The organism is Acinetobacter sp. BSP-28 (assembly GCF_044130285.1).
Classification (GTDB): Bacteria; Pseudomonadota; Gammaproteobacteria; order Pseudomonadales; family Moraxellaceae; genus Acinetobacter.
This window is the reverse complement of record NZ_JBIQOB010000011.1, coordinates 94,453-108,277: the sequence shown is the minus strand read 5'-3', so window position 1 is coordinate 108,277 and position 13,825 is coordinate 94,453. Positions and strand designations below refer to the sequence as shown.

At 41.2% G+C, this 13,825-nt stretch carries 14 protein-coding genes; 11 read left to right on the top strand and 3 right to left on the bottom strand.

Annotation, left to right across the window (positions count from 1 at the left end; translation table 11 throughout):
• Positions 1 to 8: 8 nt before the first annotated feature.
• The 11 genes from ACE01R_RS10080 to rplS all read left to right on the top strand — a co-directional run bounded on the left by ACE01R_RS10080 (position 9) and on the right by rplS (position 10,428).
• Positions 9 to 536, top strand: coding sequence for a GspH/FimT family pseudopilin (locus ACE01R_RS10080; RefSeq protein ID WP_395550875.1), 528 nt, complete (start codon positions 9 to 11; stop codon positions 534 to 536).
• Entirely contained in the window at positions 536 to 1,072 is a 537-nt protein-coding gene (gene pilV / locus ACE01R_RS10075; RefSeq protein WP_395550874.1) for a type IV pilus modification protein PilV, read from the top strand. The genes ACE01R_RS10080 and pilV overlap by 1 nt, the downstream gene beginning before the upstream one ends.
• The gene (locus ACE01R_RS10070; RefSeq protein WP_395550873.1) at positions 1,072 to 2,067 is read left to right on the top strand and encodes a PilW family protein; all 996 of its coding nucleotides are present in this window, start codon (positions 1,072 to 1,074) and stop codon (positions 2,065 to 2,067) included. Before pilV ends, ACE01R_RS10070 begins: the two co-directional genes overlap by 1 nt.
• A gap of 2 nt (positions 2,068 to 2,069) precedes the next feature.
• A complete protein-coding gene (locus ACE01R_RS10065) occupies positions 2,070 to 2,903 on the top strand; it encodes a PilX N-terminal domain-containing pilus assembly protein (protein WP_395550872.1) in 834 nt (277 codons plus the stop codon).
• Positions 2,904 to 2,920: 17 nt separating this feature from the next.
• Positions 2,921 to 7,072 (top strand): PilC/PilY family type IV pilus protein, encoded by a 4,152-nt coding sequence (locus ACE01R_RS10060; protein WP_395550871.1) that lies wholly within the window; start codon positions 2,921 to 2,923, stop codon positions 7,070 to 7,072.
• The gene (locus ACE01R_RS10055) at positions 7,060 to 7,662 is read left to right on the top strand and encodes a type IV pilin protein (RefSeq protein WP_395550870.1); all 603 of its coding nucleotides are present in this window, start codon (positions 7,060 to 7,062) and stop codon (positions 7,660 to 7,662) included. The genes ACE01R_RS10060 and ACE01R_RS10055 overlap by 13 nt, the downstream gene beginning before the upstream one ends.
• 5 nt (positions 7,663 to 7,667) lie before the next feature.
• Positions 7,668 to 8,123 (top strand): type IV pilin protein, encoded by a 456-nt coding sequence (locus ACE01R_RS10050; RefSeq protein ID WP_395550915.1) that lies wholly within the window; start codon positions 7,668 to 7,670, stop codon positions 8,121 to 8,123.
• A 143-nt stretch (positions 8,124 to 8,266) separates the two neighbouring features.
• Positions 8,267 to 8,524 carry a 30S ribosomal protein S16 gene (gene rpsP / locus ACE01R_RS10045; protein WP_004826436.1) on the top strand — a complete coding sequence of 86 codons (258 nt, stop codon included), beginning with the start codon at positions 8,267 to 8,269 and terminating at the stop codon, positions 8,522 to 8,524.
• 16 nt (positions 8,525 to 8,540) lie between these two features.
• On the top strand, positions 8,541 to 9,089 hold the full coding sequence (gene rimM / locus ACE01R_RS10040) for a ribosome maturation factor RimM (protein ID WP_395550869.1): 549 nt from the start codon (positions 8,541 to 8,543) through the stop codon (positions 9,087 to 9,089).
• Positions 9,090 to 9,131: 42 nt separating this feature from the next.
• On the top strand, positions 9,132 to 9,866 hold the full coding sequence (gene trmD / locus ACE01R_RS10035; protein ID WP_395550868.1) for a tRNA (guanosine(37)-N1)-methyltransferase TrmD: 735 nt from the start codon (positions 9,132 to 9,134) through the stop codon (positions 9,864 to 9,866).
• Positions 9,867 to 10,053: 187 nt separating this feature from the next.
• Positions 10,054 to 10,428, top strand: coding sequence for a 50S ribosomal protein L19 (gene rplS / locus ACE01R_RS10030; RefSeq protein WP_395550867.1), 375 nt, complete (start codon positions 10,054 to 10,056; stop codon positions 10,426 to 10,428).
• A 69-nt stretch (positions 10,429 to 10,497) separates the two neighbouring features.
• Here rplS and ACE01R_RS10025 read toward each other — a convergent pair whose 3' ends face one another.
• From ACE01R_RS10025 to ACE01R_RS10015, 3 genes are all read right to left on the bottom strand, one after another.
• Entirely contained in the window at positions 10,498 to 11,481 is a 984-nt protein-coding gene (locus ACE01R_RS10025) for an esterase/lipase family protein (protein WP_395550866.1), read from the bottom strand.
• 188 nt (positions 11,482 to 11,669) lie between these two features.
• Positions 11,670 to 12,635, bottom strand: coding sequence for a lipase family alpha/beta hydrolase (locus tag ACE01R_RS10020; protein WP_395550865.1), 966 nt, complete (start codon positions 12,633 to 12,635; stop codon positions 11,670 to 11,672).
• Positions 12,636 to 12,818: 183 nt separating this feature from the next.
• Positions 12,819 to 13,802: an esterase/lipase family protein gene (locus ACE01R_RS10015; protein ID WP_395550864.1), complete on the bottom strand. Its 984-nt coding sequence runs from the start codon at positions 13,800 to 13,802 to the stop codon at positions 12,819 to 12,821.
• Between the last annotated feature and the right edge of the window lie 23 nt (positions 13,803 to 13,825).

Genomic DNA, 13,825 nt, shown 5'->3' with positions numbered 1-13,825 from the left:
GGGGGAGTATGCAAAGAAAAGAACAGGGATTCACTTTAATTGAGCTGATGGTCACGATAACTGTGTTGGCTATTATTGCGAGTTTGGCTGCTCCTGCTTTTGGCAATTTGGTGGCTAAGCAAAAAATTAATACAGTGACTCGGGAATTGATGGTAGCTGTTAATCAAGCAAAATCCCAAGCTGCAACGCTGAAAACGACAGTAGCTTTATGCTTAAATAAAACAAATACTGATAATGATTTTGATAAGCAGAAGTGTGCAGAAGCAGCTATTCCTGAATATACAACGACCACAGGTACTCCACCCATCGCAGTGTTAACAGATGACCAAAAAAAAGAAGTATTAAAAACTCGTGTTATTTCTGTGCCAGTCGATAAGAAAATAACGGTTTCATCTACAAGTTCTACTGCAATCTTATTTAATGAAGTTGGAATTGCAACAAGTACAGCAACATTCAATATTTGTAAGTCCCCATTTATGAAGACGGTAACAGTAACAAGATTGGGGAATATTAGTCAGACTTCAGGGACGTGCTAATGAATAAATCTCAAAAAGGTGTAGGGCTAATTGAAGTACTAGTTGCACTTTTACTATTGGCAATTGGTGTACTTGGTTACAGCCTATTACAGCTACGTGCGATAGATGCTTCAGGTGAAGCTTTAAATCGTTCGCAGGGTATGTTGATTCTAAGAGGTCTAGCTGAAAACATGCGGGCCAATCCATTAGCTCAAAATAATTATCCAGCTGCCGTTAGAAGTTATACTAATATTACTGCTACCCCAACTGCACCAACTACTGCATGCTTTAACCCTACTACGGCTTGTACACCTGCACAAATGGCAACATATGATGCTTTTATGGCGGCGAGGTCTGCATTTGAAATTGGAATGAATATCACTATGGATAATTGTCCTGGAGTGGGTTCAGCACCACGACAACGGCAATGTTTGTTTATTGCCTGGGGAAATACAACGCTAAGTTCAACCAATACTGCAGCCAATGTAAGTAATTGCATGGGAACAACAGGTGTTTATGTAAATGGTTCTCGTTGTTTAATGATGGAGGCATATTAATGAAAACTCTGTCTTATTCAGTAATTAAAGCACAAAAAGGTTTTACGCTGGTTGAATTAATGGTGGCATTAATTCTGGGGCTTTTAATTAGTGCTGCCGCGGTTCAACTTTTTTTAGGTGGACTACTTGGTTCTCGTATGCAAGATGCAAATGCAGAATTGCAAAATAGTGGTGTATTTGGCCTGGATTATGTAGCTAGGGATCTTCGCCTAGCAAATTATATTAATACTACTAACCCTAGTTTAAATGAACAGACACCTTGGGGTGGGGTGGTATTAACAGCACGAGATGCTACGACAGTAAATGCCAATATACCAATACCTGTAGCTGCTCCTTTTATTTCTAAAGGCCTATTAAGTCATAGTGTTGGTACAGATGACGTATTAAGCTCGACTGCTAATGAGTGGCAAGGTTTGTCTAATGTCAATCAATCAAGTGATCAACTGACCATTCAGTTTGTTGCGCCTAATGATATGTTTAATTGTGAGGGTGAAAATGTTTTTGCAGGTGATTATGTTATTCAGCGTTATTTTTTAAGACGTGATCCTGCTGCAGCAACCACGGGTACAAATTACGGATTGGCTTGTGATGCCAATACTCCTGCTACCACTACCGCGAGTGTAAATCCTCAACCTTCAACAATTAGTGGTTTTGGTGGAGCTGGTGAGTTGATTATGCCTAGAGTGGATCATTTTACCGTTCAACTTGGAACGCGAAATGCATCAGGAAATATGGCGTATTACACGATCAATCAATATCGGCTTTTGGCAAAAAATGCGCGGTCAGCTGCTACTCCTGCGATACCTCCACGAATAGTTTCCGTGAAGTTGGCAGTACTTGTTCGTTCAATGGATAACACGCGTAACGAATCTATAAATCTGACTCAAACATTTAACATTTTAAATCAAAGTGTGAGTTTAAATGATCAAAATACCCAATTCGCACGTCGTGTATATAGCACAGTTGTAACGTTCAGAAATGGTCTAGGAGAATAAGAATGAGAAAAAAACAACTCCAACATCATCAACGTGGTGCGACCTTAGTGGTTGTTTTAATGATGTTACTCGTGATTACCATAGTTGGGGTTTTTGCCATTCGTACAGCAATGACATCCTTAAATATTGCAACAAATAGTCAAATTGGACAATTGCTTTTACAAACAAGTGACGCGCCTACAAACTTTTTTTTGAATCAGACTAATTATAAAAATATCACTTCTATTATGGGAGTGGTTGGAAAAGCAGTAAATGATCAGGCTGATCCTTTACGGCGAGGCAGAGAATACATTTTTTGCTATCGTCCTACTTCGGTAATCCAAACTGGAAGTATTCTAGATGTAACAGTGTTAATTCCTCCGGCAGCTACAGATGGAGATGATACAAGAGCAACAGTTGATACAACTGAAAGTAATAGAAGTGGTTTTTGTGATTTGGAGAAAGACTTTGGTAGTTCCCGTGAGGCAGTAGTGACACAGGTAGCGGTGAAATATATTGTTGAGGCTAACCCGGATGCTGCACCTGGTTCGGATTTAGACCGGGGTACGGATGCCAGTAAGGATTCAAATGTACAGCAAGGTAAAATTGAAGGTCGTGTTCGCATTACCTCAACTTCAATCTTGCCAAATTATTCCCGTGAACAAATATCGACTGTACAAGCAGATTGTATTGGGAATGCAAGTGCAGTTGGTTATATCAATGACAATATAGAAGCGGGTTTGCGGACTAAAAAAACGATGGCTCAATGTTTGACCGATTATGGTATTCCTGTGAATACGCAGGTTCAGGAAATTGATCTGAAAACACGTTATATTCAGGTGAATGCACCAATATAATTGGGGAGATAATTAAGATGAAAAATCAAAGACAGCATTCAGGTCTCAAAAAATATACTCACCATTTTAAATATGGTGCTTCATTTATTTGGGCATTTTCAGGGACAATGTTGGTTGCTTCCTCTGTCGTGCAAGCTAGTGACTTACAGATTTATGCGGTACCTACAGCCGGTAAAAAGACTATTGTGATGATGCTGGATACGTCGGGCTCAATGGGAGTAAACAGTAGCAGTAACTCTATTTATGCGGATTATGAAGTTTGTTATGATCGTTCAACCGTCCAAACAGAAACAGGTGGAAGTAGTCCTTATACTTATACCAGAACTTATTGTTCTGTAGCCTATTCCACCTCAAGTTCTTCAAATTATCAAAGACTTAAAGGCATTTGTTATAATCCGAATAAAAATGCTGATGGAAGTTACAGTACACGGACGGGAGCATTAAAATGTTATGACCGTATTTCGCGTTTAAAGGACGGCATGTTCGCTTTCTTGGATAGTGATACCCCAACTTTAACTGGTGTGCGGGTAGGGTTGGGGCACTATTCAGTTAATGGTTCGGGTAACGCAGGAAAAATTTTAGTACCTGCTGTCGCATTAGGTGCTTTAAACTCAACCCAGCGAAATGCAATAAAACTTGCTGTCAAAGATTTAACTGCGAGTGGGGGGACACCTACAGCAGCAGCCTATGCAGAAGCGGCGGCGTATTTAATGGGAACCTCAACGGTAGCACCTGTAGAAATTGCAGTGGATGTTTATAAACAGGTCTCAACAAGATCGATTGTGGGTTATTCATGCCCTTATTCTGATTATCCATATCAAAGAACTGATGTAAATCCTCAACGTTGTTATGAACGTTACGATAGTTGGCGTTCACAACCTTATCGCGGGGATTATATTAATGCATCTCCAGTTTATGGTGCTGCTACATCTACGACTTATTATAAGTGTAATAGTCTTAATTCTACCGATTTTAATGCTGAAGCTCAAAGATGTAGTTCTTCGGGGTGGGTTTCTTTAGGAGCTACAGCTCCAACTGATTTGGCCCAAGCAGGTAATTATGATAGTGGTAGCGATATTATTTATTATAAAAATGAGATGCAAACGGGCACTAATGTTTATAGCGGATTTAGTAGTTCGGTTTCGAGTTCTAAAAAAACAGATTTGGTCAGTTATGCTTCGCCATTACCTGCAGCAGCTGATCGAGTGAGTTGCGATGGTCAAGGTGTTTATATCCTTTCAGATGGTCAGCCAACTGATAAAACAGATTCAACTCTTAATTCTGTGATGAATGCCAGTCTGGATAGCACTACTTTTAACTGTTCTGCATCCGGATCACTAAGTAGTACCCGAGATTGGCATTGTATGAGTAACTATGCCAAAAAGCTTTTTAATGGAGGGCTAATTCAAAGTAATACCACAGACGCAACTAATCCCGTGAATGTACCTATCCAAACAGCTTTTGTAGGGTTTGGTAGTGATTTCTCTGACTTGGGGTCATCTGATGTAATCAATGCTTGTAAATTAACTTCTAGAGCGCAAAGTGACCGTACTGGTGATGATGCCTGTTCTCCTAATCAAGCGACAAATGCAGTGGCTGCTCCAGGTTATGGTAATGGTGGGTTTTTTACCGCGCAAACAGCGCAAGGGGTGACAAACAGTGTTATTGCTTTTATTAATAACCTGGGTCCAACACCTTTAGCTCCATTAACTACAGGGGCGATTTCTGTTCCTGCTGATGCTTTGAGTCCATCAGGTTTACAGCCTTATGGTTATTTACGTGCTTTGGAACCTGATCCGCAAAGCGGCAAACTGGCATGGGCGGGAAATTTAAAACGTTATAAAGTATTAACTTCAGGTATAAACGCAGGTGCTTTTGCTGGGGCAGATAGTAGTACTCTAGTTTATAATCCAGATGGTTCATTTAAAGCTGGGACGAAAGATTTGTGGAATAGCGCTGCTGTTTATAATAATAAAAGTTATAATGATGGCGGTATTATTAGTCTAGGTGGTGCATATTCTCGTGTGCCTATGCCAATCAGTGGGCAAGCCGAAGATTTAACTGTTAGCCCTATAAAATATGAGTATGCTGCAAATCCAAACGGTCTAAGAAGGCTCTTTACCGATGTTACCGCAACAGGTGGTGCAACTTTAACGGGTGCAAGTAATGGCGAAAGCTTATTGCGTATTCCTGAATGGCCCGTATCTCCTGCAACCGCGCCGTCTAATGTTCCTAATTATGTGTTGGATAAGTTTGGGACGCAAACAACATTAAAAGATATGCCGGTATTAGTAAAACAAAAACTTTTAAATTATCTAGGTTATAGCGTACCGTTAGATACAACTACAACGGGATCACTAACATTACCAACCACATTGCCTATTTCAGCGACCCCTCATTTAGCTATGGGAGGAAGTATCCATTCTTTCCCGGTTCAGATGACTTATTCAGGTACTTTAGATGCTTCTGGTTATTTAACAGCTACACGTAGTCAATCTATCCTCTACGGTACGATGGACGGTGGTTTGCATATTGTTGATAGCGGCACAGGTGTAGAACAAATGGTGTTTGTACCTGCTGAATTGCTTCGCAATACGACTACATCAAAAGCTTTAGTTAAAGCTCAAACTGATTTAAATGCACCACAAGCAGGTTTGGATGGTGCATGGGTTGCTGATTCATTATATGTTGCGCAAAAAGCAAGTTCATCAAGCGAAGATAGTGTGGTTAAAGCAAGCCGAATGAATGTCTATGGTGGTTTACGAATGGGGGGGGAGAGTTACTATGGTTTAAATGTACTAGACCCAACTGCACCCAAATTTTTATTTAGAGTAGGTCGAGATCAAACTAACTTTAGTCGTATGGGGCAATCTTGGTCTAAACCTGTGCTTGCTAACATTCGTTATAATGATGAAATTAGACGTGTCATGATTGTCGGTGGTGGGTATGATACCTGTTATGAAGATCCTACATTTACCCTCGCAGCTTCTGGTGATAATTCGTCTTGTACTACAAAAACCATGGCTCAAGGTAATGCTGTTTATATTATTGATGCCACAACTGGAGAACGTTTGTGGTGGGCAAGTAATACTGTATCGGGAGTAGGTACGGCGAATACAGATATGAAGCACAGTATTGTAAGCCGTATTAGTGCAATTGACCGTAATAGTGATGGTCTGGTTGATCATTTGTATTTTGGTGATTTGGGTGGTCAAGTTTTTCGTGCAGATTTAAACAATACCACAGGAACGACAACTGCCAACTTTGGTAAGCGAGTTGTACGTTTAGCTAACCTGGCAACGACTTCAACGGGGACAGTATTAACCGGCGGTAAAAATCCACGTTTCTATGAAGCACCAACGGTGACTATTCATGATCAAGGTGCAACGACCTTTATGTTGGTTGGTATTGCGGCAGGTAATCGCAGTACTCCATTAGATGTTTATCCTATTGTTGGCCGCGATGGTATGTCTCCAACAAATGCATTAAGTGATCGTCTAGTCAATAATGTATACGGTATTATTGATCGTGACTTTATCAAGCGTGATTTAATCACGGGTAATCCATCAATTACCACTCAAAACATTGATTTAAGCACTCTGCAAAAAAACCCTCAAACATTGTCTGGTAATATTCCAAGTGTGTTTATTGGAACATCTGCAACCAAAAATGGTTGGTATCGTTCACTTTCAAGTAACAGTGCTGGAATAGAGAGAGCGGATAATAGTTTCCGTATATCAGGTGGCATGAAGGCATTTGAAGAACCAATTGCATTAACTGGAAATCTGATAGTTCCTGTTTACGATCCTCAAGGGACAGGTATTGCACCTCAGAATCCATGCTTGCCACGTGTTGTTGGGGAAACAAACCGTCAACGCTATTGCTTGCCTTATGGAGTTTGCGTGAATGCGGATGGTACACGGAATAGTGGTAATGAATCAGATACTGGTTTTAAAACCAAGACCACAGGCTGCCCTGCTGGTGTAACTGAATGTAATGACAATACCCTTGGTGCAGGTATTGTGGGGGTTACTCCAGCCCCAATAACGGAGCCGACGGATGGTTCATGTCCTGATTTTACGATTGCAGGTAATGAGAAAGGCACTGGGAAATGGCAATGTCTTCCAACCATTAATCCGACACGGTGGTATGAAAAATGGAACAAATAATTAAATATAATAAAGGATTTTCCCAACCGACTGATGTGTTTAGTCGGTTGGGAGGTTTATCAAAAGGCTTTACTTTAATTGAATTAATTGTTGTGTTGGTTATTATTGGGATATTTGCAGCTATGGCTATTCCGAGCTATCAGGAATATGTTCGAAGATCAGATGCTTCTATGGCACAACAAGAAATGCAAAAGATTGCTGAGCAATTGGAGCGTCATAAAGCAAAGAATTTTACTTATAGAGGGTTTAATCCTAATTTTTTGTATGGGGAAAGTAGTGTGATGTCTTCAGTTACTTTGCCTAGAGGAGCGTCAGGTTCTCTTATCAAATATACGATTACAATTCAAGATGGTGATGATCCGGCTAAATTGCTAACCGCTGTAGATTCAAGTACACCACCAAAACCTTCAGTTAAGGGGCGGATATGGGTAATGAAAGCTGAAACCAATGATACAAAAAATTATAATTTTTTGATGAGTAGTACTGGTGTACGTTGTAAAAATAAAGCCAAAGAACTTTTAGAGTATAAAGACAGTGATACACAACAAGCTAGTTGTGGTTCTGTAGCAACTGGAAGTGAGGTGTGGTGAGTTATATGTATAAAAGAGGTTTTACACTTATAGAATTAATGATAGTCATTGTTATCATCAGTATTCTAGCAGCTATGGCTTATCCATTTTATACAAATTATAAAATTCGAACAGAGCGTGTTAATGCTCAATCGGAAATGCTGCAAATTGCACGTAATTTAGAAACTTATAAAATGGCAAATAATAATTACGCTGGACGTACGGCCATAAATGTTTATGGGGCTAACACCATACCGCAAACAAAACCACTCTATGAGATTGAATTAACGGATGCAAGTGGCGTTGCTTTGACTACTAATACAGCTCAGGTAAGGACATGGTTATTAATTGCAAAACCCAAATCAGGAACTACCCAAGCTAGTAATGGTTGGATTTGTCTTAACGACCAAGGTCAAAAATTCTGGGCCAAGGGTGCTACAGCGTGTGCACTTTCAGCCACATCAAACTGGGACGGGCGCTAAGATAAATTCAAACTGTGGATAACCTAAAATTTGATCTTTCTTTCGAGGCAAATATAACGTAAAATACTGCCCTCTATGAAAGGGGTTTGAAATGTATCGGTGGTCGGTGCAGGGATAATCCGTAAAAACTATAAGGTTCTATCATGGTTGTTATTCGTCTTGCACGCGGTGGTGCTAAAAAACGTCCGTTCTATCAAATCATTGTAACTGATAGCCGCAATGCGCGTGACGGTCGTTTCATCGAACGTATTGGTTTCTTTAACCCTACAGCTCAAGGTAAAGCAGAAAAACTTCGTTTAGATGCTGACCGTTTTGCTCACTGGGTTTCTCAAGGTGCTCAACCGTCTGAACGTGTTGCTTCTTTAGCTGCTCAAGCTAAGAAAGCTGCAGCTGCTGCTTAATTGTAGTAGGTAGCCCATGACACCAACACAGAATGTTCCCGAAGATCGTATTCAGATTGGACAGTTACGTTCAGCATATGGATTAAATGGGTGGCTCTGGGTCTATTCCAATACAGAACCTATGAGCAACATCTTTGACTATCTGCCTTGGTACATTGAGACCAAAGCAGGTTGGCAAACAGTAGATGTAAAACGTTGGAAACCACATGGCAAAGGCCTGGTTGTGTCGCTAAAAGGTGTGAGTGATCGTACTGCAGCGGATAGCCTGGTTGGCGCAAATGTCTGGATTTCAAAAGCGAAACTTCCAAAAGCAGGTGTGGACGAGTATTACTGGTCAGATTTAAAAGGCTTAACTGTGTTGGGCCTGAATGATGAAGACCAAGAAGTCAATCTCGGTAAAATCCATGAAATGTTTGAGACAGGTGCCAATGATGTGATGGTGGTTCACGCAACACCAGACAGTATTGATGCTGAAGAGCGTATGATTCCGTGGCATAAAGATGTGGTACAGCGAGTTGATATTGAAGCTGGTCGTATCTACGTGAATTGGGGCGTGGATTATTAATCCTTTAAGGATGAACGCAGCAGGAAAGTAGAGGAGTCTGCGATGTTTTTTGCAGTCATTACGCTTTTTCCTGAAATGTTTGAAGCGATTACAGCCTACGGTATTAGCGGGCGTGCGGCAAAACGTGAAATAGTGCAAGTCACTTGTATTAATCCTCGCGATTATGCTGAGGGCAACTACAAAAGAGTGGATGAACGTCCATTTGGTGGTGGTCCAGGTATGGTGATGATGGCAGAACCTCTGTCAAAAGCAATTAACCATGCCAAAGAGCTTGCAAAGCAAGCAGGATGTGTTCAGGTTCCTGTGGTGTATATGTCTCCACAAGGAAAAACCTTAAACGAACCTGCAGTACAGCAGTTTGTCGAATATGACGGATTAATTGTATTGTGCGGACGTTATGAAGGGGTCGATGAACGTTTGATCCAGAAATATGTTGATCAGGAATGGTCAATTGGAGATTACGTCTTGTCGGGTGGTGAACTGCCTGCGATGGTTTTATTGGACAGTATTATCCGGAGACTTCCGGGTGCCATGTCTGATGAACAATCACACGTGCAAGACTCATTTGTGGATGGTCTTTTGGATTGCCCACAATATACCAAGCCAGATCATTTTGAAGGTTTGGATGTGCCTGAAGTACTTAAATCCGGGCATCATGCAAATATTAAAAAATGGCGGTTTTTGCAGCGCTATCAACGGACTTTGGAACGCCGGCCTGAGCTGGTTGAAAAGGTAGAGTTGACCAAGCAGCAAAAAAAATGGCTACAGGATTTGTAAGGACCTCAATATTTTTCGTTGTTGTCCGAGCACACTTACTTAAATTTGAGTTTAAGTATTTAAAATAGGCTCTTTATGCATTGAAGCGGTCAAGCATAAAGGGAAAGTCAATCGGGCCTATGCGCTTTAGCCTCTAGTCCCAGTGGAATTCAGACCTCTTCTGAGCCACACATATTGGAGATACCCCATGAGCGGTAAGCATCCTTTAGTACAAGCTGTTGAAAATGCTCAGCTTAAACAAAACATCCCAGCTTTTGCACCAGGTGACACAGTAGTTGTTCAAGTAAAAGTAAAAGAAGGCGACCGTGAACGTCTACAAGCGTTCGAAGGCGTTGTAATTGCTAAGAAAAACCGTGGCTTGAACTCTGCGTTCACTGTACGTAAAATTTCTAGCGGTGTTGGTGTTGAACGTGTATTCCAAACTCACTCACCAATCGTTGCTGGTATCGAAGTGAAACGTCGTGGTGACGTTCGTCGTGCTAAACTTTACTACCTACGCGAATTGTCTGGTAAAGCTGCACGTATTCGTGAAAAATTGCCAGCTCGTAAAACTAAAGCTTAATTTTAAGTTTTATACGAGTGAAAAAAATGCGCCCTTTGGCGCATTTTTTATGTCTGAAATTTGAGTCTGTTATAAACCTTGCAGTTTTAAACGGTTGGCATGTTGACGATAGACATCGACCGGATCTGGTGCGAACATGCCTTTAACTCCAAACAATAAGTTCACTTCGTCCAGATGGTTCCAAGGGTAATCATCACGAATGGTTTTTCCAAAATGTGAACTGCATACCGATACAATGCCATCATTTTTACCGGCTTTACTGGCAGAGAGGAAGTCGAGTGCTTTCATCGCAAGATCTGAAGGATCAAGCGTATTGGTTACGGGCTGACTGCCGCTCATCGAATATAGCATGATCCCATTCTCTGAATATTGACCTTCGCCACATTCATTTTTTGGGATACCTAGCGTAAATGTTTTATTAAACTCGGCCGTACCTTCAATAGAAGTGCTTAATCCCGCAGCCATGGCGTCATGAGGGTAAGCATTAGTATCTAAGCCTTGCGCCCATAAAATGACTTTACCAAAGCTGCTAATCAGGACATTGAGCAAATTTGAGCTACCCGTGCTATTGGCAACTTTTAACACATCAGAGGCCACAATCGTCCCTTTATTCGCACCGCCCACAGTCATCACGGATGCAATTTTCTCTGGCATCACACCCGCTGCATAGCGAACCGCATGTGCACCATGACTGTGTCCAATCAGATTGACTTTTTGTGCCCCTGTGATGGCCATCACTTCTTTGAGTTGTTCGACATATTGTTCGCCTCGGACCTCACTTGAGTTGAAAGGAGACATTTGAGCAGCCCAAACACTACCACCGTGCCGTGTTAAATCAGGCAGAATTTGGTACCAATAATCCATGCCAAAAGTTTCAGTACCAATACGGTCGAATCCAACCATACCATGTGCAAATACGATTGGATATTTGGTTTTGGCATAATTCGAGATCACCAGTTTCGATTTATATTCGGCTATACCACTGGCGTGTAAAGGCATATTGAGCAAGGAAAGTCCGGCTATAGTAGCCACAATCCATGATTTGAATTTCATAAATAGTCCTTTAATTATTTTTACTTGGTATCCATTTTTATTTTTAGACAATAGTAATTGTCAGAGTTCATTAAGATAACAATAATGAAGTTAAAAATGAAATAAATGGAGATAAATGGTTAGTCAGTAAGATGAAATATATGAAGATCAGGGTAATAAAAAAGGGCAAATATTTGCCCTTTGAAAAATTATAAACCTTGCAGCTTTAAGCGGTTGGCATGTTGACGATAGACATCGACCGGATCTGGTGCAAATAAAGATTTCAGGCCAAGTACTTGGTTGACTTCATCTAAATGGTTCCAGTTATAGTCATCGCGGATGGTTTTGCCAAACTTGGCACTGCAGCGGGATACTAGCCCATCATTTTCTTTACCGCCATTAATAAGCAAACTTGTTACTTTTAAAGCCCCGTCAGGATCCAGCAAGTTGGTCACTGTCCCTACGCCGGTAAAGGAATAGTTATAAATACCCTGGTCTAGGAACTTGCCTTCTCCACATGCTGTAGTTGGCATGCCTATTGGGAAATTGGCATTAAACTGTGCAGAGCCTTCAAGAGTCAAACTTTTACCACCGGCTAAAGAGTCATGCGGGAAGCTTTGTGGGTCAAGACCTTGTGCCCAGGTAATCGCTTTTGAAACAAAATTGATGATCCCGACGAGTGGACCCTCAATAGCCGTGCCTTCAGCAGACAAGATCAGATCTGCTACGGGAGAGCCTTTATGTGGCGCACCTACTCCCGTCATTGAGGCAACTTTACCCGGTAAGGCTGCACCAACGTAGCGAATGGTTGGACCTCCATGCGAGTGGCCAATCAGATTGACTTTTTCTGACCCGGTCAATGCCAGAATCTCTTCGACTTGTTGTGCCAGTTGTTCACCACGAATTTCAGATGAATTAAATGGCGATACACGGGTTGCCCAGACATTGGCGCCATTTCGTGCTAAGTCAGGCAAAATCTGATACCAGTAATCCAGACCAAACTGGTCTGTACCTACAGTAATGAAACCTGCCATACCATGACTAAAAACAATCGGGTATTTTGTTTTTGCATAAGCTGAGACTGTTTTAGCTGTCACTTGTGAGGTGTTGGAGGCCTGAGCAGTACCCAATAGTGTGGTTGTGATTAAACCAGCGATTAATAATCCATATTTCATAAAAAATCCTCATTTTTTATATTTTCTAGATGCTTTTTATTTTTAGACAATTTTGATTGTCATATTGATTATTGAACAACTTCGAGTGAAATACCGACAAGTTATCGATCAGTGAAATATACAGATGTAACAAAATATTTAAAAAAAAGCTCATAAGAGAAAGTATCTCTTATGAGCGGGTTATTATAAACCTTGTAACTTTAAGCGGTTGGCATGCTGCCTAAACAGGGTAACTGGATCAGGAGCAAACATCCCTTTTAAACCAAACATCATGTTGGCAAGGTCAGTATGATTGAGGTTGTAATCATCACGGATGACTTGACCGATATGTGAACTACAGCGGGCAACCATGCCATCATTGTCTTTGTTGTCATAAGATAATGGCCCGAGTTGCATCAGAATGCTATCAATGTCCAGAAGGTTAGTAGTTTGAGCCGTGCCGCCCCAAGAATAGTAATAAATACCTTTATCGACTTTGGCTCCGCTCTTATTACAGTCAGAAGCTAAAGCGGTGGTCGGGAAGCGTTTATTAAAGTTTGCCGACTCTACTTCCGTCAGAGATTTCATTGAAGCATCAAAGTCTACCGGGATGTCCGGATTGGCTTGAGCCCAGGTCATCAGTGGTCCAATAATGTATTGTCCCAAAATATTGAACGCAGTGCGGCTAATACTATTGCTTTGAATATCATCGGCAACTTTAGAGCCGCGGTAAGTTCCTCCTACACCTGTGACTGAGGCCACGTATAGCGGTTTTACGGCTGCCACGTATTGTACAGTTGGGCCGCCATGACTGTGTCCGATCAGGTTTACTTTGTCCTTGCCAGTAATGGCCATGACTTCTTCGACTTGAGTAATCAGTTGTTCACCGCGGAACTGAGTGGTATTGGCGGGGGATAACTGTGCGGCAAAAACAGTTGAACCATTACGTGCCATATCTGGCAAAATTTGATACCAATAATCAATATTGAAACTGTCATCGCCAATACGTGACCAACCCAGCCAGCCATGCGTCATGACAATCGGATATTTGGTTTTTGCATAGTCTGATTTGACCGTTTCTTTAATTTGTAAAATTCCTTTTGCAGCTTGTATTTCAGCAGTAAAACCCATACTGAGCGCGGTCATTGCCGCAAGCATCATTGCTTTTTTGTTTTTAAAAGTTTTCATCAACTTTTCCTTAAATGATTTTG

Coding starts and splice junctions, on each gene's coding strand:
- ACE01R_RS10080 (WP_395550875.1), top strand. CDS start 9: ATGCAAAGAAAAGAACAGGGATTCACTTTAATTGAGCTGATGGTCACG.
- pilV (WP_395550874.1), top strand. CDS start 536: ATGAATAAATCTCAAAAAGGTGTAGGGCTAATTGAAGTACTAGTTGCA.
- ACE01R_RS10070 (WP_395550873.1), top strand. CDS start 1,072: ATGAAAACTCTGTCTTATTCAGTAATTAAAGCACAAAAAGGTTTTACG.
- ACE01R_RS10065 (WP_395550872.1), top strand. CDS start 2,070: ATGAGAAAAAAACAACTCCAACATCATCAACGTGGTGCGACCTTAGTG.
- ACE01R_RS10060 (WP_395550871.1), top strand. CDS start 2,921: ATGAAAAATCAAAGACAGCATTCAGGTCTCAAAAAATATACTCACCAT.
- ACE01R_RS10055 (WP_395550870.1), top strand. CDS start 7,060: ATGGAACAAATAATTAAATATAATAAAGGATTTTCCCAACCGACTGAT.
- ACE01R_RS10050 (WP_395550915.1), top strand. CDS start 7,668: ATGTATAAAAGAGGTTTTACACTTATAGAATTAATGATAGTCATTGTT.
- rpsP (WP_004826436.1), top strand. CDS start 8,267: ATGGTTGTTATTCGTCTTGCACGCGGTGGTGCTAAAAAACGTCCGTTC.
- rimM (WP_395550869.1), top strand. CDS start 8,541: ATGACACCAACACAGAATGTTCCCGAAGATCGTATTCAGATTGGACAG.
- trmD (WP_395550868.1), top strand. CDS start 9,132: ATGTTTTTTGCAGTCATTACGCTTTTTCCTGAAATGTTTGAAGCGATT.
- rplS (WP_395550867.1), top strand. CDS start 10,054: ATGAGCGGTAAGCATCCTTTAGTACAAGCTGTTGAAAATGCTCAGCTT.
- ACE01R_RS10025 (WP_395550866.1), bottom strand. CDS start 11,481: ATGAAATTCAAATCATGGATTGTGGCTACTATAGCCGGACTTTCCTTG.
- ACE01R_RS10020 (WP_395550865.1), bottom strand. CDS start 12,635: ATGAAATATGGATTATTAATCGCTGGTTTAATCACAACCACACTATTG.
- ACE01R_RS10015 (WP_395550864.1), bottom strand. CDS start 13,802: ATGAAAACTTTTAAAAACAAAAAAGCAATGATGCTTGCGGCAATGACC.